General features: G+C 57.3%; 17 protein-coding genes and 1 pseudogene. 14 read left to right on the top strand and 4 right to left on the bottom strand.

Annotation, left to right across the window (positions count from 1 at the left end):
• Nucleotides 1-20: 20 nt before the first annotated feature.
• From DQX05_RS03745 to DQX05_RS03730, 4 genes are all read left to right on the top strand, one after another.
• Nucleotides 21-818, top strand: a complete 798-nt coding sequence (locus tag DQX05_RS03745) for a hypothetical protein (RefSeq protein WP_119790994.1) — start codon at nucleotides 21-23, stop codon at nucleotides 816-818.
• A gap of 123 nt (nucleotides 819-941) precedes the next feature.
• Nucleotides 942-2057 carry an aminopeptidase gene (locus DQX05_RS03740; protein WP_119790992.1) on the top strand — a complete coding sequence of 372 codons (1116 nt, stop codon included), beginning with the start codon at nucleotides 942-944 and terminating at the stop codon, nucleotides 2055-2057.
• 120 nt (nucleotides 2058-2177) lie between these two features.
• Complete coding sequence (locus tag DQX05_RS03735) at nucleotides 2178-2420, top strand: HPr family phosphocarrier protein (protein WP_119790990.1); 243 nt, start codon at nucleotides 2178-2180, stop codon at nucleotides 2418-2420.
• Nucleotides 2421-2596: 176 nt separating this feature from the next.
• Nucleotides 2597-2887: an Fpa/YlaN family protein gene (locus DQX05_RS03730; RefSeq protein ID WP_087442899.1), complete on the top strand. Its 291-nt coding sequence runs from the start codon at nucleotides 2597-2599 to the stop codon at nucleotides 2885-2887.
• A gap of 155 nt (nucleotides 2888-3042) precedes the next feature.
• Here DQX05_RS03730 and cax read toward each other — a convergent pair.
• Nucleotides 3043-4109 (bottom strand): annotated as a pseudogene (gene cax, locus DQX05_RS03725) (calcium/proton exchanger).
• Between the two features lie 167 nt (nucleotides 4110-4276).
• Here cax and DQX05_RS03720 point away from each other — a divergent pair.
• The gene (locus tag DQX05_RS03720) at nucleotides 4277-4663 is read left to right on the top strand and encodes an Asp23/Gls24 family envelope stress response protein (RefSeq protein ID WP_119790988.1); all 387 of its coding nucleotides are present in this window, start codon (nucleotides 4277-4279) and stop codon (nucleotides 4661-4663) included.
• A 43-nt stretch (nucleotides 4664-4706) separates the two neighbouring features.
• On the opposite strand, the gene ftsW is transcribed toward DQX05_RS03720, so the two are convergent.
• A complete protein-coding gene (gene ftsW, locus DQX05_RS03715) occupies nucleotides 4707-5957 on the bottom strand; it encodes a putative lipid II flippase FtsW (protein ID WP_119790987.1) in 1251 nt (416 codons plus the stop codon).
• 12 nt (nucleotides 5958-5969) lie between these two features.
• Nucleotides 5970-6320 carry a YugN family protein gene (locus tag DQX05_RS03710; RefSeq protein ID WP_119790985.1) on the bottom strand — a complete coding sequence of 117 codons (351 nt, stop codon included), beginning with the start codon at nucleotides 6318-6320 and terminating at the stop codon, nucleotides 5970-5972.
• Nucleotides 6321-6590: 270 nt separating this feature from the next.
• Here DQX05_RS03710 and DQX05_RS03705 point away from each other — a divergent pair, with 270 nt between their 5' ends.
• The 7 genes from DQX05_RS03705 to DQX05_RS03675 all read left to right on the top strand — a co-directional run bounded on the left by DQX05_RS03705 (nucleotide 6591) and on the right by DQX05_RS03675 (nucleotide 13605).
• Complete coding sequence (locus DQX05_RS03705) at nucleotides 6591-7778, top strand: amidohydrolase (RefSeq protein WP_119790983.1); 1188 nt, start codon at nucleotides 6591-6593, stop codon at nucleotides 7776-7778.
• 56 nt (nucleotides 7779-7834) lie between these two features.
• Nucleotides 7835-8263 (top strand): CBS domain-containing protein, encoded by a 429-nt coding sequence (locus DQX05_RS03700; protein WP_119790981.1) that lies wholly within the window; start codon nucleotides 7835-7837, stop codon nucleotides 8261-8263.
• A 105-nt stretch (nucleotides 8264-8368) separates the two neighbouring features.
• The gene (locus DQX05_RS03695) at nucleotides 8369-10054 is read left to right on the top strand and encodes a DNA repair helicase XPB (protein WP_119790979.1); all 1686 of its coding nucleotides are present in this window, start codon (nucleotides 8369-8371) and stop codon (nucleotides 10052-10054) included.
• Nucleotides 10014-12032, top strand: a complete 2019-nt coding sequence (locus tag DQX05_RS03690) for a helicase-associated domain-containing protein (RefSeq protein WP_119790977.1) — start codon at nucleotides 10014-10016, stop codon at nucleotides 12030-12032. The genes DQX05_RS03695 and DQX05_RS03690 overlap by 41 nt, the downstream gene beginning before the upstream one ends.
• Before the next feature lie 26 nt (nucleotides 12033-12058).
• Entirely contained in the window at nucleotides 12059-12511 is a 453-nt protein-coding gene (locus DQX05_RS03685) for a YlbF/YmcA family competence regulator (protein ID WP_119790975.1), read from the top strand.
• 33 nt (nucleotides 12512-12544) lie between these two features.
• Nucleotides 12545-12808: a YlbG family protein gene (locus tag DQX05_RS03680; RefSeq protein WP_119790973.1), complete on the top strand. Its 264-nt coding sequence runs from the start codon at nucleotides 12545-12547 to the stop codon at nucleotides 12806-12808.
• A gap of 359 nt (nucleotides 12809-13167) precedes the next feature.
• Nucleotides 13168-13605, top strand: coding sequence for a hypothetical protein (locus tag DQX05_RS03675; RefSeq protein ID WP_119790971.1), 438 nt, complete (start codon nucleotides 13168-13170; stop codon nucleotides 13603-13605).
• A gap of 84 nt (nucleotides 13606-13689) precedes the next feature.
• Here the strand turns inward: DQX05_RS03675 and DQX05_RS30220 are convergent, their stop codons facing one another.
• Nucleotides 13690-14127 (bottom strand): hypothetical protein, encoded by a 438-nt coding sequence (locus DQX05_RS30220; protein WP_147385149.1) that lies wholly within the window; start codon nucleotides 14125-14127, stop codon nucleotides 13690-13692.
• On the opposite strand from DQX05_RS30220, the gene DQX05_RS03670 reads away from it, so the two are divergent.
• Complete coding sequence (locus DQX05_RS03670) at nucleotides 14110-15024, top strand: selenium metabolism-associated LysR family transcriptional regulator (protein ID WP_119790969.1); 915 nt, start codon at nucleotides 14110-14112, stop codon at nucleotides 15022-15024. The two genes, DQX05_RS30220 and DQX05_RS03670, sit on opposite strands and share 18 nt — an antisense overlap.
• Nucleotides 15021-15962 (top strand): PHP domain-containing protein, encoded by a 942-nt coding sequence (locus tag DQX05_RS03665; protein ID WP_119790967.1) that lies wholly within the window; start codon nucleotides 15021-15023, stop codon nucleotides 15960-15962. The genes DQX05_RS03670 and DQX05_RS03665 overlap by 4 nt, the downstream gene beginning before the upstream one ends.
• Nucleotides 15963-17419 lie beyond the last annotated feature (1457 nt).

Here is a 17419-nt window from a genome sequence, read left to right as displayed (position 1 = left end):
AGAGAAGGTGAGGTTTCATTATGGGCGGGAACGTAAGTCGGCTTCGCAGAAGCGCCCTGTTGTCCGCAATGATCGCTGGATTCGTCATCCTAGTGCACGGGTGCGGAGTAACCGCCAATCCCGAGGACATACTGAACCGGGCCCTGAGCGGAGTCGGGGGTCAGGATCAAGTGCGGTTCGAAGGCTTGGCCGAGATCAGCGTCGGGGAGGACATGCTGCTGACCAAGCAATTCCGGTATGAAGGAGAGGCGAAGCAGCACAAGGGCGTCCATATGAAGATGAGCGGCGATATGGATCAGCGGACGACCGCCAAGCGCTGGAATCCGGTAGCGCAGATGGATCAGTTGCAGCGAATCGCGAATAAGCAGGTCTCCTTCCTGCCTCAGCAAGAGGAGGCACGCGTCGGGGCGAAGGGTAGCGGACAGGACAACAAGGCGGAGCAAGATGGGAAAGACCTGGTTCCGCTGCAAGTAACTTTGTCCAACGAGGATGCGAAGCGAATCTATATCAACCAATTGGAGGAGGATTATAAGCGGATCATTATTCCTTCCGAGCCGTATCAGAAAATACGCCGTTCGCTAACCGATCAGGAACGGAACCAATTGGATGCGGAACTGAAGACGATCGTGGACCGCAGCCGGGCCGACCTGGATCACAAGCTGAAGGACGCCAGCGTCGCCGGGCGTTATGTCGTATGGGTAGAACGGCGTCATTCCTTGCCTGTCATCCTGGAAGGGTGGTTCACGGCCGGCTACAATGACAATGGCAAGGAACGCCGGGAGACCGTGCATACGAAGACACGGTTCTCTTACAAGTGAGGAGCGTCCAGAGGCTCGGCCGGTTCGCCGCCAATCGAGAGCGCGGCGCTGACTTCGATAAGCGCTCATGTTACAATGGGTAAGGTTTCATCATTTTATCGGCCGACCGAGGAGGAACATGACATGAAAGACCCAAGATTGCAGAAGTTGGCACAGAACTTGGTTGGATACTCCATCAATGTGCAGCCAGGTGAAAATGTGCTGATTGAGATGATCGGCTCCGAGCGCGAACTGGTGACGATGCTGGTAGATGAAGTCGCCGCGCGGGGCGGCCGCCCGTTCGTGCAGCTGACCGACCGGAAAGTGCTGCGCTCGCTGATCAAGAACGCGTCTGAGGAACAGATGAAGACGTGGCGGGAGTATGATTTGCTCCGGATGCAGAACATGCAGGGGTATATCGGGATTCGCGCCGGGGAGAACGCGAACGAAATGTCCGATGTGCCGGAAGACAAAATGAAGCTGTATGACGCCATCTATTCACATCCGGTACATATGGAAGAGCGTGTCAAGCGCACGAAGTGGGTCGTCCTTCGTTATCCGAACGCTTCGATGGCCCAATTGGCCAACACGTCGACGGAAGCATTCGAAGATTTTTACTTCGATGTGTGCAATCTGGATTATTCCAAGATGGACAAAGCGATGGAGTCGCTGAAGGCGCTGATGGACCGTACGGACAAGGTCCGCCTGACCGGCCCGGGAACTGACTTGACGTTCTCGATCCGGGGCATCGGGTCTATCAAATGCTCGGGACAGAACAATATTCCGGATGGCGAGGTCTATACCGCTCCAGTCCGCGATTCCGTCAATGGCACTTTGACCTACAACACGCCATCGATTTATAACGGCTTCACCTTTGAGAATATTTCGTTCCGGTTCGAGAATGGAAAAATTGTGGAAGCGACGAGCAATGATACGGCCCGGATCAACCATATTCTCAATTCGGACGAGGGAGCCCGCCATATCGGGGAGTTCGCGATTGGCGTTAACCCGTACATCTTGCATCCGATGAAGGATACGCTGTTCGATGAGAAGATTGCGGGCAGCATCCACTTTACGCCGGGTCAAGCCTATGAGACGGCGGACAACGGCAACCGTTCCTCGATCCATTGGGACCTGGTGCTGATCCAGCGTCCGGAGTATGGCGGAGGGGAAATGTATTTCGACGATGTACTTGTACGCAAAGACGGTCTTTTTGTCATCCCTGAGCTGGAGTGCTTGAATCCGGAGCATCTGAAATAAGGGAAATCCGTTGATTCGCCGCATATTTTTGCGGATTTATTATTGCGTCAAGCGTCTCATTCACGGTATGATGGAAACGTAAGAAGACCGACCGAACTAATTGATGACGGAGGGATTTCGATGTCTAATAACACGGCAATTGTGGAAATCTCACAAGCAGCGAACAAATTCAGATCTTCGATAGTCTTGCAAGCTGACAACAAATACATTGATGTTAAGAGTATTCTGGGTCTGTTCACCACCTTGGTGGGCAACCAGAAGTACGAGCTTCACGTTCATGGGCCGGATGCGGATGAAGCGAAGGCAGCGATGGCGGAAATATTCAAGAAGCATGGATTGGACGTATCCGTTGTAGCGGAATAACAGCGAGAGCCGGAGCAGAATGTTCCGGCTCTTTCTATATCTATAGCTATGATAACGGCTTGCGGAGGTTGCACAGCATGAGAGAAGTTCGTCATGCATCTTGTGTTACCCGTCATGATCGTCTAATATTAGAGTTAGAACAATCGTGACTTCGAGTCATAGGGGGGAAACCAGGCATGTCTTCGTCGAATGTGTTGCAACAGCTAAGTGACAGGGCGCTCACTCTGCTAGAAGCGGATGCGCATCAAATAGAGAAACTCATCCAGGTCCAGATGGAGAACTTGGCGACGCGTTACTGCCCTCTCTATGAGGAAGTATTGGATACGCAGATGTACGGTTTTTCTCGGCAGGTTGACTTCGCCGTTCGAGCTGGACTGGTGGAGGAAAGCGTTGGCAAGCAGCTTGTCAGCAAGCTGGAACGCAATCTGGCTACCTTGTATGAGGCATTGAACAAGGCCACCCAATAATTGCTATCGCGCTACGGGGGTATCCGCGAACACAGGAAGGCCCGGGATGTTATATCCCGGGCCTTTTGAGTGCAGGCGTTACCCTACGCGTCAGCTCTGTTGAGGCGACTCCATAGCGCTGCGGTGCTTAATCTATGGCGGGAGCGGAAGCCAGCCTAGACAAGATAGAAGGATACCCCCAGAATGATATAGACGGCCAGCAGCAGCAGGCCTTCATACCAGTTCGTCTGTCCATCCTGGGAGATGGATTTGGCGATGAATACCGCGACCCCGATTGCAATCATCTCCAGCGTCGTGAACACGATGTCCATCGTCTGCCCGAACAGCGCGCTGACGAATACAAGCACGGGAGCGACAAAGAGGGCGATTTGCAGACTGCTGCCGATCGCAATCTCCACGGCGGCCCCGATCTTGTTCTTCATGGCCATCATGACGGCGGCGCTGTGTTCTGCGGCATTGCCGACAATGGCGATGACGAATGCCCCGACGAATAGCTCCGACAAGCCGAATTGCGCCGTAAAGGTATCCAGCGTGCCGACAAGCCATTCACTGACGCAAGCAACCATTACCGTGGAGATGACGAGATACAGCACGGACTTCCCTTTTGACCATTGCGGCTGCTCTTCCGCCTGTTCCTCCGTACGCTCCGATACTTCCGCCAGCATCTCCTTATGCGTCACCATGGAGAACAGAAGCCAGAGCAAATAAGCGGCGATAAGAATTCCGGCGACGACCAGGCTCAAGATAACCGTACCCGTCTCGCTGAGGGAATGGGTCGTGAAAAAGGCGGCAGGCACGAACAGCGCGATCACGGCCAATATCATCAGCGAGCCGTTCATACCGGCCAGGTTGGCGTTGAACGTCTGTACCTTGTACTTGGTGCCTCCGACAAGCACGCTCAGTCCGAGCACAAGCAGCAGGTTCCCGATGATGGCGCCGGTCAAGCTGGCCTTGACCATGTCGAACAACCCTTCCCGCACTAGGAAAATCGCGATGATAAGTTCAGCCGCATTGCCGAAGGTCGCATTCAGGAATCCGCCCAGGCGCTGGCCCGCATAATGCGAGACCGCTTCTGTCGACCGGCCGAGGAATCCGGCCACGAACACGATTGCCACGGCGGAAAGGGCGAATTGAAGCGTCATGTTCCAGGGGACAAGTAATGTCCGGCTGCGCTTAAAATGAAGGTCAGCCAGAGTATAATGAAGAACAGCCGTTTTCCCAAAACATCACCCCGAAAAAATTCATAATAACGTAAAATCATCCGATATCTAATATATCCAACCGCATCAAGATCGTAAACAAAAATAACTTGTCGTTACCTGTCACCAGGTGTTTGCTTTCAAGATTCGGGATCGGTACAATAAAGGTAAGAGAGAAAGGAGGATGACGATGGCAGAGGAGCAACTGAATACCCAGGAAGGGAACATTCGCATTTCGGATGATGTCGTCGCCACAATCGCAGGTCTCGCTGCGCTGGAAACTCCAGGTGTTGCCGCCATGTCCGGAGGGATGTCCGAAGGATGGGCCAAGCGCTTGAGCGGCCGCAACGTGCAAAAGGGTGTGTCCGTGGAAGTGGGCCAAGTGGAAGCGGCCATAGATTTGAGAGTTATCATTATGTACGGAATGCCGATACAGGAAGTATGCCGGCAACTGCAGATGAGTGTGCGGGAAGCGGTCCAGAACATGACCGGATTGAATGTGGTCGAGATCAACGTCAAAGTAGAAGGCGTCGCATTCAAGGATGAGGAACTGGACGAAATCCCGCGCATCAAATAGTCCTTATGAATGTATGGGCATCAATGGATGGGAACAAAAAAGACTACACGGACCGAAGCGGCCGGTAGTCTTTTTTGTTGGAACGGCGGGGGACCGATTGTCCGGTCTCCTTCTTTTGCTGCACGCGGTTGTATTCCCGCGAGACGCTGAGCAATATTCCGACGCTGACCATCGTAATGAACAGAGAAGATCCTCCGTAGCTAATGAACGGCAGGGTGACTCCCGTAATCGGAATCGTACGCGTGACGCCGCCGATATTGATGAAGGCCTGGACGGCGATGATGCCGACGATGCCTATGCTTACGAGCGTGCCGTAAATATCCGGGCAGCGCAGCGCAATCAGGATGCCGCGCCAAATGAAGCATATATAGACGAGCAAAAAGATGACGGTTCCGATAAAGCCCAATTCCTCCGCGATGATCGCGAAGATAAAGTCATTGTACGGATAAGGCAAATACAACAGCTTCTGAATACTCTGCCCGAAGCCGGCTCCCGTCCAGCCGCCATGCGCGATCGCCTTCAAGGAATGAAGCAGATTGTAGCTGGCCGCCTGCGAATCGTGGAACGGATCAAGCCAGGAATGCACCCGGGCCATCTTGTAGCCGCCCGATAGCTTGTCCGGCATGAAGAGCATGCTTAAGCCGAGCACGACAAGCACGCCGATGACGCCGACGAGCAGGCAATTCATAATATGCTTCAGGTTCGCGCCGCCCGCGATGACGATAACGCCGGCGCATGCCGTCAGTATCATCGCGCCGCCCATATCGGGCTGCAGCATAATCAGGCCGACGACGAAGCCGACAATGATCATGACCGGGAACAACCCGGTACGGAAATCGCGGAATTTCTCCCCCTTCTTGGCGATCAAGGCCGACAAATACAGCACGACCGCGATCTTCGCCAATTCGGTAGGCTGAATGCCGAGGCCTCCGATGTAGAACCAGCTTCGCGCTCCGTTCACATCCTCCGCCGCGAACGGGACAATGAGAAGCATTAGGACAGTGACTATGAATAATGGAATGAACAGTATTTTGTAGGCCGTATAACGGATGTTCATGGCGAACAGCATAGCCACGAAGCCTAACCCAGCCCACATCAGCTGCCGCTTGGCGAAGTAGAAGGAGTCATAATCATACCTCGAGGATACGGCAGCCAGACTTGAGCTTGAACTGAATACCATCACTACGCCGAACCCGACTAGCAGCAGGGTCAGCACCAACAGAATAAAATCAGGCGATCCCTTGCCCGTGCTTGGCGGGTTCTTCGATTGACTGGGTCTGTGCGGTCTGTTCAAGGGAAGGTACCTTTAGGCGCTAAGAAGCGCTTGCTTCAGCTCATTCAGCTTCTGGGTAGCATTATTCATGATCGGCTGCGGGATCGCAGATTCGTAATCCAGTCCGTGCGGGAAGGAAGCGCGGCCCATGTAGACGGCCTCAATGGCGAGAATCGTATCCGGCTTCTCCAGCTTCCCTTCCTTCACGCGGGTATTGACGCGTACAAAGTAGGCTTCGCGATTCTTTTTATCTTCAATTTTCAAATCGTATGTAGCCCGGTAATATTCCCACTGCCAGCGGGTAAAACCGAGATTCTCCGTTACCTCATCCAGGTAGGCCAGATCCGATTCGAGGCCGATGAGGCCGGTGTTGTCAATAATCATGCATCTATTCCTCCTTCATATCGTTCCTATTCATCATGTGCAATCGGTTACCTCATTCTCATGATAGTATGTTTCCCAGGCTTGCGCAAGACGTCGCTTGGGGCGGCGGAGCGGATTGTTCAAAATTGTGGCAAATGTGGCATCCGAACGAATTCGACGGCTTGAAACGGAGCAAAAGGGCCCTCGTCGCCGGCTTTTATGGTACAATATAGAAAACGTTCACAACGGATGATTTCGGAATACATTCATGACAGATAAGGGGAATCGTTTATGATTAATACATCCGCATCGGTGTGGAAGGAAGCATTGGCGTCCCGCTACGAGGAGATCGTCGCTTGGCGCCGGCATTTGCACCGGTATCCTGAAGTGTCTTATGGGGAGAGGGAGACCGCCCTGTTCGTAGCGGAGAAGCTTGAATCGTTCGGCCGCCTGGAGGTTACAACTGGCGTGGGCGGACACGGCGTGGTCGGAAGGCTCAAGAACGGTGCCGGCCCGGTTGTCGCCCTGCGTGCCGACATGGATGCCTTGCCCATACAGGACGAGAAGGAATGCGGATATGCATCGACTGTACCTGGGGTGATGCATGCGTGCGGCCATGATGCGCATACGGCGACGCTGCTGTCCGTTGCCCGCGCGATGGCGGAGCACCGCGAAGGGTGGAGCGGGGAAGTGCGGTTTGTATTTCAGCCGGCCGAGGAAGTCAGTCCCGGAGGAGCCCAGGCCATGATTAAGGAAGGGGCGCTGCAGGGCGTCGATCGGATGTATGGCGTTCATCTGTGGACCCCGATCCCTTCGGGCATCGTGGCGGTGCGGCCGGGGCCGATGATGGCGGCGGTGGATGACTTCTTCTTGACGGTATACGGCCGGGGCGGGCACGGCGGCATGCCGCATCTGTGCACGGACGCTGTCGTCATCGGCGCCCAACTTGTGCAGCAATGGCAGACGATCGTCAGCCGGGGCGTGTCGCCGCTGCAGCCGGCCGTCGTCTCCGTCGGAGCGCTGCAGGCCGGTTCGACGCAAAATGTCATTGCCGACCGTGCTATTTTGAAGGGGACGATACGCTCCTTCGATCCGGCGGTCCGCGAGCAGTTGCGGGAGCGGTTCGAGACGATCCTTCAGCATACATGCGCGATGCATGGCGCGGAGTATGAGCTCGAATACCGCGTCGGTTATCCGGCGTTGGTCAATCATGAGAGCGAGACGGAGCGAGTGCGCCGCGTCGGGGCAGGCTGCTTCGGGGCGGAGCGCGTGCAGGAGGCGGATATGCTGATGCCGGCCGAGGACTTCTCTTACTATATGAAAGAAGTCCCGGGCTGCTTCGTGCTGGTCGGAGCCGGCAACGGAGAGGCGGCTACCTACCCGCATCATCATCCGCGCTTCGATATCGATGAGCCGGCGATGCTGACGGCTGGCGAGCTGTTGGCGGGGCTCGCATGCGACGCGCTCATGAATCCGTAATCCGGCATAATTCATAGGCATAACGGTTATCCTAATGGTTGAACAGGAGGATGATTATGCCAAACATTCAGAAAATCATGACGGATTCCGTCGTTACCTGCACGGCGCAGGACAATATTTATGAAGCCGCAGTTAAAATGAAGCAGCACGACACCGGATTCATTCCGATCGTAGACGGCGAACGCCTCATCGGTGTTGTTACCGACCGGGATCTCGTCATCCGCGCGATGGCCGAGAAGCACCCCGGCTCCACTTCCATCCGTGACGTGATGACGGAAGAAATCATATCCGTGGGCCCTGAGGCAACCATCGACGAGACGGCGGAATTGATGGCCGACCACCAAGTGCGGCGTCTGCCGGTCGTGCAGGACGGCAAGCTGGTCGGCATCGTATCGCTTGGGGATCTCGCCGTACACGTGCATTTCGCGGATGAAGCGGGAGAGGCGTTAAGCGAGATTTCCGAACAATCGCCTTATACGCACTAGGTTAGGCTGGACGGCGCAAGTTCATCCTCTCTTCCGAGACGGATGAACTTTTTTGTGTTGCAGGACAGGAAAGGGGATAGAGGATTGGCTCAGGCATCTTTTCGAATGGTGGTACAACAGGATTGCACGGTGCTGGTGAACGAGCGGAGCCCGGACTATCCGGAGATTCGGGCGGCCGTGCAGCGGTTCGCCGAGCTGATGAAGAATCCGGCGGGCATCCATACGTTCCGGATGACCCCGATAACATTGTGGAACGCGGCCGCGAGCGGCGCCACGGCCCAATCGGTCGCGGAGACGCTGGATCGGTACGCGACGTACCCGACGCCCATCAAGGTCAAGCAGGAGATCGAGATGTGGATGGGAAGGTACGGCTTGTTCATTCTGGAAGGGGAGGATAAAGAGACGCACTTCACCCTTCGCTCCGAGGATGAAAAGACGCTCGAACGATTCATGCACGATGCGGAAGTCGGCACGCTGTTCTCGGGCCGTCCGCAGCAGGGCCGGGTGCTTGTTCATGCCCGTCATCGGGGGCGGCTGAAGCGGGCCCTGGCGCGCGCGGGCTATCCTGTCATCGACCAATTGGGCTTCCGCGACGGAGAGCCGCTCTCGTTCCAGCTGGAAGAGGGCTCATCCTTCTCTCTGCGGCCTTATCAGCAGGATGCGGTCGCCGCGTTCATCGGGTCGGGGACACGGGCGGCCGGCGATGGCGTCATTGTGCTGCCCTGCGGAGCGGGCAAGACGATCGTCGGCCTAGCGGCAATGACGGCGCTGCAGAGCGAGACGCTCATTCTCACCTCGAACGCGACATCGGTCAAGCAGTGGAAGGAAGAGCTGCTGAAGCGGACGACATTGAAGAGCGAGCATGTGGGCGAATATACGGGGGCGGACAAGCAGGTGCGCCCCGTGACGATATCAACCTATCAGATGATGACCTATCGTCAGCAAAAGGACGGCGAATGGAGCCATATGCGTCTATTCCATGAGCGCGACTGGGGGCTCATCATTTACGACGAGGTCCATCTGCTGCCGGCGCCGGTGTTCCGGACGACGGCGGATCTGCAGGCGACACGGCGCCTCGGCCTGACCGCGACGCTTGTGCGCGAGGACGGCTGCGAGCGGGATGTGTTCTCTCTCATTGGGCCGAAGCGGTTCGAACTGCCATGGAGACAGCTGGAGGAGGCCGGTTGGATTGCCCAGGTTACCTGCACGGAGGTAAGGGTTCCGCTCCCTGCGGCGACCCGCATCGCATATCAGCAATCCGGATTGCGCGAACGGGCGCGCATCGCGGCGGAGAACGGGGCCAAAATTCCGGCCGTCCGGCAGCTCATCGAGCGCCACCCCGGAGCGCCGACGCTGGTTATCGGACAGTACCTGTCCCAGCTAGACACATTGGCCGCAGCCTTGCAGGCCCCGGTTCTTACCGGGCAGACGCCGCAGGCCGAACGGCAGCGTCTGTATGAGGCGTTCAAGCAGGGCGAGCTGCCGGTGCTTATCGTATCGAAGGTGGCGAACTTCGCCGTCGATCTGCCGGACGCGACCGTAGCCATTCAAGTATCCGGAAGCTACGGCTCCCGGCAGGAAGAAGCGCAGCGGCTCGGCAGGCTGCTGCGTCCGAAGAAGGACGGGCGGATGGCCTACTTCTATACTGTGGTCAGCGAGGCGACCAAGGAGCGGGATTACGCGCTCAAGCGGCAGCTGTTCCTGGTGGAGCAGGGCTACCGCTATCTTATCGAGGAGGGGGAAGAGAATTGTGAACACGAATCAGCTGTTGAAGCGGACGGAACCGGGTGAAGGTTCGGCGTCCCGCCGCTGCTGGGAGCGTTATGCGCAGCGGCCGGAGGCGATCCGGGAGGAGTTCCGGGCGCTGCAGCCGCCGCTGCGAATTCCGCTGGTGCTCATGCTGAAGCAAGCCGGCCCGCTCCCGTTCACGGTGGACAAGCTGCTGAGCTGGCATGGGCCGCAGGCGACAGGTTCGGCGCTGCTGGCCGCTTGCGACCCGCTCGCCGAACACGGCTTCGTGGCCAGCGTCAAGCGGGCGTGGGGCGAGCGACTGCTCTTCCTGCCGTCGGATGTATACGCTCAGCTAATGGGATGCCTGTTGGATGACCTGCACCCGGGGGAAGGCCGTCATCCGGAAGAGCCGGAGCCGGAGGAGGCGGCGGCGGGTCCGGTACCGGAGGAAGAGGCGCAGACGCCTGGTCCGGAACCGGAAGGCTGTCAGTACGAAGCGGGCCGCGGCATCGTGTTCGGCCTGTTCTCCCTGCTCGCCTTCGCGGCGAAGGAAGGACTGCCGCTGACGGCGAAGGGAACGCTCCACAAGCGTGCCGTCACCCGGCTGTCGGCGCTCAATCCGTGGGCATCCGCTGAGCTTCCGAATGATATGGGAGCGCAATATCCGTTCGCCGACACGCTGCCGCTGCCGCTCGCCCTGGTCATCGATATCGCGCTGCGCTTCGACCTGCTGAAGAAGGAGGCGAACCGGTATGCGGTGAACGAGGCGGAGCTGGCCCGGTGGCTGCGGCTTCCTCATTCGGTCTGGCGGGAAGCGGTGATGTCCGTGGTGGAGGAGCATTACTTGCCAGCGGATGTGCAGCTGCACCATCTCGTGCTGGCGGTTCGCCTTATCGGAACGGATGGAGCCTGGCATGACGAACGGGAGGTCCTTGGGCGGCTGAGACGCCTTGGACTGCTGGCTGCCGAGGACGCGGCTCGCGCGGAGCGCCAGCTGCGCGGCTGGCTGCGAGCCTTTCATGCGTTCGGCTTCTGTCATCTGGCTCGGCCAGAGCAGGAGGCAGGGGAGTGGGCTTACCGCCTCCCGGTACAGGACATGGCGGAAGGGCCGGGATTTTTTATTCAACCGGACTTCGAAATCCTGCTTCCTGCCGCCGCCCCGTTCTATCTCCGATGGGAGCTGGAAGCGATCGCGGAATGCGTCCGCGCCGATCAGATGGATGTGTACCGGTTGACCAAAGCCTCATTCGAGCAAGGGGTGGAGCATGGGCGGACGATGGCGTCCGTCTTGCGCTTCATGGAGGCGCATGCCTGGTCGGGCGTGCCCGAAAATATTCAAGATGCAATGGAGCTGTGGAGCTTGCAATACGGCCGCGTCCGCTTCGCCGAAGTGATGCTGCTGCGCTGTGAAGATAGCGCCGTCGCGGCGGAAGTGAAGGAGGCGCTGCTCCGCGAACCTTCCGGCCTGGCCGGAATTGAGCTGATTGGGGATCGGGACTTCATCGTCGATCGGGATCGCGCCCGTGAACTGGGGAAGACGCTGGATAAGGCGGGAATCGCGCCTCTGCGCCAGTGGGCGGGAACGGAGGAGAAGGAACCCATGATATCGGTGTGGGAGGAAGCTTCGGCCGACTTGGGGGCGTCTCTGGAGGATGCGGGGAAAGCAATGGTTTACAGCCCTTCTCCGTTGCAGTATTATGAAATGGAAACCGAACCGCTGCTTGGTGAAGATTTGGCGGCGCCTTATCGGGAGGTGCCCGGCCAATGGACAAGAACGCTGCGTTCCTATCATGCTTCCACACAGAAGGATTTGGTGTCGACGGCCATTCGGCTCTTGACCCCCATCGAAGTGGAGCAGTCGGGGCAGTGCGCCACGCTTATTCCCGTCAGTATCCGGGACGGAGAGAAGGGAGTGTGGCTGTTGGAGGCTTATGATGCCGGCGAGGGAGACGCGGCAGAGCTGAAGACATGGTCCCCGGCCGATTGGGAACGGCAGCGGCTGGTGCTTCCCGCAGGTTGCCCTGGATCAAGCCGGTAATTTAGATAAGAATTGAGCGTGATAACATGTCAGTAGGACAGTATGAATCCGTTGTCGACATGGCCGTTCTGCTCACGAACGCTTACCAATTGGGCGATATGATTAACCAGTCGGTGGAAATAGCCGAATATCTATATTGGAAAGAACGTATGGAGCAGAACGCGGAGGTCGATCGTCTCGTTCGCGAATTCGCTCGCAAGAAGGAGCTGTTCGAGGAGACGGAGCGCTTCGGACATTTCCATCCGGATTATCACCGGGCGAAGGATGAAGTGATGGCCGTGCAGGCCCAACTGGACGCGATTGACGAGGTGGCCCGCTTCAAGCAGGCGGAGCAAGCGCTGGACGAGCTGCTTCATGGACTGTCAGAGGTGATTGCCCATGCGGTCTCCGATACGATCAAAGTACCCGGTAACGACCCGCTGCCATCAAAAGGCTGCGGAAGCGGAGGATGCAGTGGCGGCTGCAGCAGCTGCTCTTAGCCAGCCTTCATTCGGGGGAAAGCGAGGAGAATTATGTTTCCTGAACGGACGGGATATATTATATGGGTCACCGATGTGAAGGCGGCCCGGAACTTGGACAAATACGGAACGCTTCATTATATTTCACGCAAAATGCACTACGCCGTTCTGTATGTCAACTCGGATCGAGCCGAGGATACGATGAAGAATATTCGCCGGTTGAATTATGTTAAAAAAATCGAGCGTTCATACCGGAACGAAATCAAGACGGAATATAGCGGGGATATGCAGGACAAGACCCAATATTTCGGAATGTAAGAGCATGGACACAGACCTATTCCTACTGACGGAATAGGTCTTTTTGTTACTGGGGGGCCGAGTTCCTCGCGCTTTGTCCGATAGGGCAGAGGCAAACCCGGAGATTGATGGGAAGTGAACGCTTGATGCGGCCGACATCGCTCTCCAAGCACGCGCAGGAAGGGCAGATCTGTTCGTAAAAGATGGAAATGGAACAAGAAAAGGTTGGAGAATGTGTCTTTTTTGGAACAGTTTGTTAATCTTTTGCAAAAACGGGCCTGGAAAGCGTGGTGTGAACTTGAGAACGGGTTCCGCTTCATGTAATATATTGGGTAAATATACATAGACAAAAAGACCTAACGTGGTGGAGAGTGGTACCAGTGAGAGATAAAGTCATGGAACGATGGAGCACGTACGAACCTTTTTATGTCTTGTTAGGGGATAACAAGGTGGCTGATATCGTCATCACCCATCATGCCAGATCCCGCTGGGTAGATCGGATAGCCAAGACAGATGCCGATACCGAATCGATCGCCGCGTTTATGTGGGATTGTCTGAAGCAGGAACGGATCACTCCTTACTACCGCAACGAGCAGGATGTGTTTCTGATTGACGGGGACTTGGTCGTGGTGGCGGAATTTACTCCTTCCGATCGGGATTTCGATCTGGCGGGAGAGCCGATGATGAAGATGATTGTGGTTACGTTTCTTGGCAAAATGTCGGAGACGATGGAACTGCGAGATTTGAAGACCTACTACTCCTGGCTCCGTCATTCCCGCCGCATGACGCTCGTGAAGAACAGCCGCAAGCGCAAGTAGCGAGAGCGCTTACCGAAGCGCGCCGGATAGGCAGCTCTGTACAACATAGCCAGTGTATAGGAGGCCGTTCCCTGCCGGGGGCGGTCATTTTATTTTGGGGAAAAGGCGCGCCGGAACGGGGGCGGGCAGCACGAATCTAGAAAAATCGCCTCCCGCCGCGCTGGCGCCGGCCCCGGAGTGAGCATCTCGGACCGCTGCCGCCGGCCCCGTAGCGAGCCCCCCGGACCCACTTGCCGCCGGCCCCGTAGCGAGCCCCCCCGGCCCGCTGCTGCCGGCTCCGTAGCAAGCTCCCCGGCCCGCTGTCGCCGGCCCCGGAGTGAGCCCCCCGGCCCGCTGTCGCCGGCTCCGTAGCGAGCCTCCCGGCCCGCTTGCCGCCGGCCCCGTAGCGAGCCCCCCGGACCGCTTGCCGCTGGCCCCGGGGCCGGCTTCGCTGGCACCCTTTCTAATGTTCGCTCCCGTTGGAGTATAATGGGGGAGAGAGTCATTGGAGAGGATGAAGGACGCATGGGGTTGAGTTTCCATCAGCTTCATATTTTCTATACGGTCGCCACGCGGGGGAGCTTCTCCGCGGCGGCACAGACGCTGCATATGACCCAGCCTGCGGTGACGATGCAGATTCAGGCACTTGAGGAATATTTCGGCACGAAGCTGCTGCACCGCTCGACGAAGAAGCTCAATCTGTCTGAAGCAGGGCAGAAGCTGCTGCCCTATGCGAAGCGTTGTCTCGATCTCGTCCGCGAGACCGAAGAGATGATGTCCAACTATACGCTTGATCTGCAGGGCAGATTGAAGCTGGCGGCCAGCCTGACGATTGGCGAATATGCGCTGCCCCATCTGCTGGGCGCGTTCGCGAAGCAGCATCCACAGTTGGATATCCAGCTGCAGATTATGAACACGTCACAGATTGTGGCCGGCGTCCGTGCGCAGCAGTTGCATCTCGGTCTCGTCGAGGCGCCGGTGACGGAGACGGACATCCATGTCGAGTCGGTGATGGAGGATGAGCTTATGCTCATTACCCCGCGCGATCATCCGCTCATGAACGCGGAGAAGGTTCGAGTGGAGGACGTGATGCAGTATCCGTTCGTGCTGCGCGAGACCGGCTCGGGAACGCGCATCGTGATGGAGGAGGCGCTGCGCGCGAGCGGGTCCGATCCCGCCAAGCTGCAGGTCGTCATGGAGCTGGGCAGCACCGGCGCGGTCAAATCGGCCGTGGAGGCGGGCATCGGCATCACGATGCTTTCACCGTCCGTCGTCCGCCACGAACAGGCGCTGGGCCTGGTCCATGTACTCCGTATCGATTCGCTTCGCATCAAGCGGCAGTTCTATGCGGTGCATGCTCAGGCAGGTCTGCTGTCGCTGCCGGCAACGACCTTTATGACCTATTTGCGTACCCGACAAGAAAAGGAGTGGTTGCCATGACTGATTCACAACAAGCTATTCCCGCTTCAGCGCGTGCGGAGGTACCGCTGCTGGCGGCGATGGAAGGCACCGGCGGTTCCCCGGTTCGGACCGGGGGAGCGGATCTGCACAGCCATACGGAGGCTTCCGACGGAATGACCCGGCCGGAAGAGAATGTCCGCTTGGCGAAGGAGGCCGGGCTGGAGGCGCTGGCGATTACCGATCACGACACAGTGGCCGGCATTGACGAGGCGCTTGCCGCAGCCCGGCGCTGGGGTATCGAGATTGTGCCCGGCGTCGAGATCAGCACGGTTGAGGATGGCATCGATATCCATGTGCTGGGCTATTTCGTGCGGGTGGAGGACGAGCGGTTCCTGCAGCGGTTAAGCGAGCTGCGCGCGGTCCGGGACCGCCGCAACGAGATGTTGATCGCCAAGCTGAACGAGCTGGGCATTCCGCTGACGATGGAGGAGGTTCTGTCCGGCCTCCGCCGTCCACTGTCGCCGGGGGAGACGGTGGGCCGCCCGCATATCGCGGACGCTCTTGTCCGCCGCGGCGCGGTTCGCGATATGCAGGAGGCGTTCGAGCGTTATATTGGTGTGGGCGGGGCGGCTTACGTCAATCCGCCCCGTATCCCGCCGAGCGAGGCGGTGCACTGGATTAAGGAAGCCGGAGGCGCCGCCGTGCTTGCCCATCCTGGCATTTACAGCAATGACGAGCTGGTCGCACGGCTGTTGGAGGAATCTCCTTGGGACGGAATCGAAGTATGGCATTCGGATCATTCGGACGCGGATGCGGAGCGGTATTTGAAGTTGGCCGAGCGGCACGGCCTGATTGCGACCGCCGGCTCGGATTTCCATGGCGCGCGGCAGGGGAAGGTATTCCATGGCGCGCTCGGCGGCCGGCGCGTCGGGCTGGAGACCGTCCGGCGCTTGCGGGAGCGAAGCGGTCGGGATTGACCCGCGGCAGACGTCCGTTCTCCCCTAGGAGAGCGGGCGTGGGCTGGCGCTAGGGTGCGTGGGCGAAGCGTCATTAGACACGCGAAGCTGAGCAAGACGCGTCATCTTCATCCGCGCGTCGGGATGAACCGAGCGGGACGGTCTTGTCAAGCCTCTTCCCGCCCTGGCCCCCCTCGCCAATTCTCCGTCACACGTCTTGGTCGAAGCGGTTGCGCCCCCGCTTTACGATTTTTCGTTTGAGTTTACTTTAGAGCTACTTTAGAGCTTACCTTAGGGCTTCCTTAGGGCCTTGCGTTCGTGTTTACGTTTCGTGTTTACGGTTGTTGTTTACGCTAAAGTGTTGAACCTTGTTCGTTTGAATCTTCTTCGTTTGAACGTTCTGAGTCGATTTTACTTAGTTGAGCAATCTGAGGCTGAACAATCTGGGTTGAACGGTCCGCGGCATGCAATCCTGCAAAAGTGCAGTTTTTTTCAAGGGAAACGGTCGATTTCGTGGAAAATCCTGCAAAACTGCAGGAATCTGAGCCTGTAGAGCACTAAACTCGAGATTGAGGGGGAAAAAGATGCAGTTTTGCAGGAATCGTTCGCCGTGCTTCTGCGTTGTCTTGAAAAGATGTAATTTTGCAGGATTTTAGTCTTCACCGCTACTTCTTTTCGCCTGACTGCCCTTAAGTCGTATATTCCACCCCTGAACTGGAGACGTTCCGAAGCCACACATTCCGTCCCTGAACTGGAGACGTTCCGAAGCCACACATTCCGTCCCCGAACTGGAGACGTTCCGAAGCGACACATTCAACTGGAGACGTTCCGAAGCCACATAATTCCGAATCTGAACTAGAGACGTTCCGAGCCACACAATTCCGAATCTGAACTAGAGACGTTCCGAAGCGACACATTCCGTCCCTGAACTGGAGACGTTCCGAAGCCACATATTCCATCCCTGAATTGGAGACGTTCCGAAGCCACACATTCCGTCCCTGAACTGGGACAAGTTCCGAAGCCACACATTCCGTCCCTGAACTGGAGAAGTTCCGAAGCCACACAATTCCGAATCTGAACTAGAGACGTTCCGAAGCCACACATTCCGTACCCGAACTAGAGACGTTCCGAAGCCACACATTCCACCCCCGAACTGGAGACGTTCCGAAGCGACACATTCCGTCCCTGACCTAGACACGTTCTGAAGCGACACATTCCATCCCTGAACTGGACAAGTTCCGAAGCCATACAATTCCGTACCTGTACCCGACACGCTCCGGAGATATCCATTCCCGAACTATCCCGGACATGCTCCAAACATGCTCCAAACATGCTCCAAACATGCTGCAGACATGGTCCAGACATGCTGAAGAGCGACATTACCATCGTCCCGGGGGAGCGTCTTTTCCCGAAAACGAGAATAGATACGGGAGGTGGAACGGGGACAGGGGTTGCGCGAACAGAAAGGAAACCGGAAC

This window comes from Paenibacillus thiaminolyticus, from assembly GCF_003591545.1.
GTDB classification, from domain to species: domain Bacteria; phylum Bacillota; class Bacilli; order Paenibacillales; family Paenibacillaceae; genus Paenibacillus_B; species Paenibacillus_B thiaminolyticus_A.
Note: the sequence above shows the minus strand (reverse complement) of the source record. Positions and strands in the feature narration are given on the sequence as shown.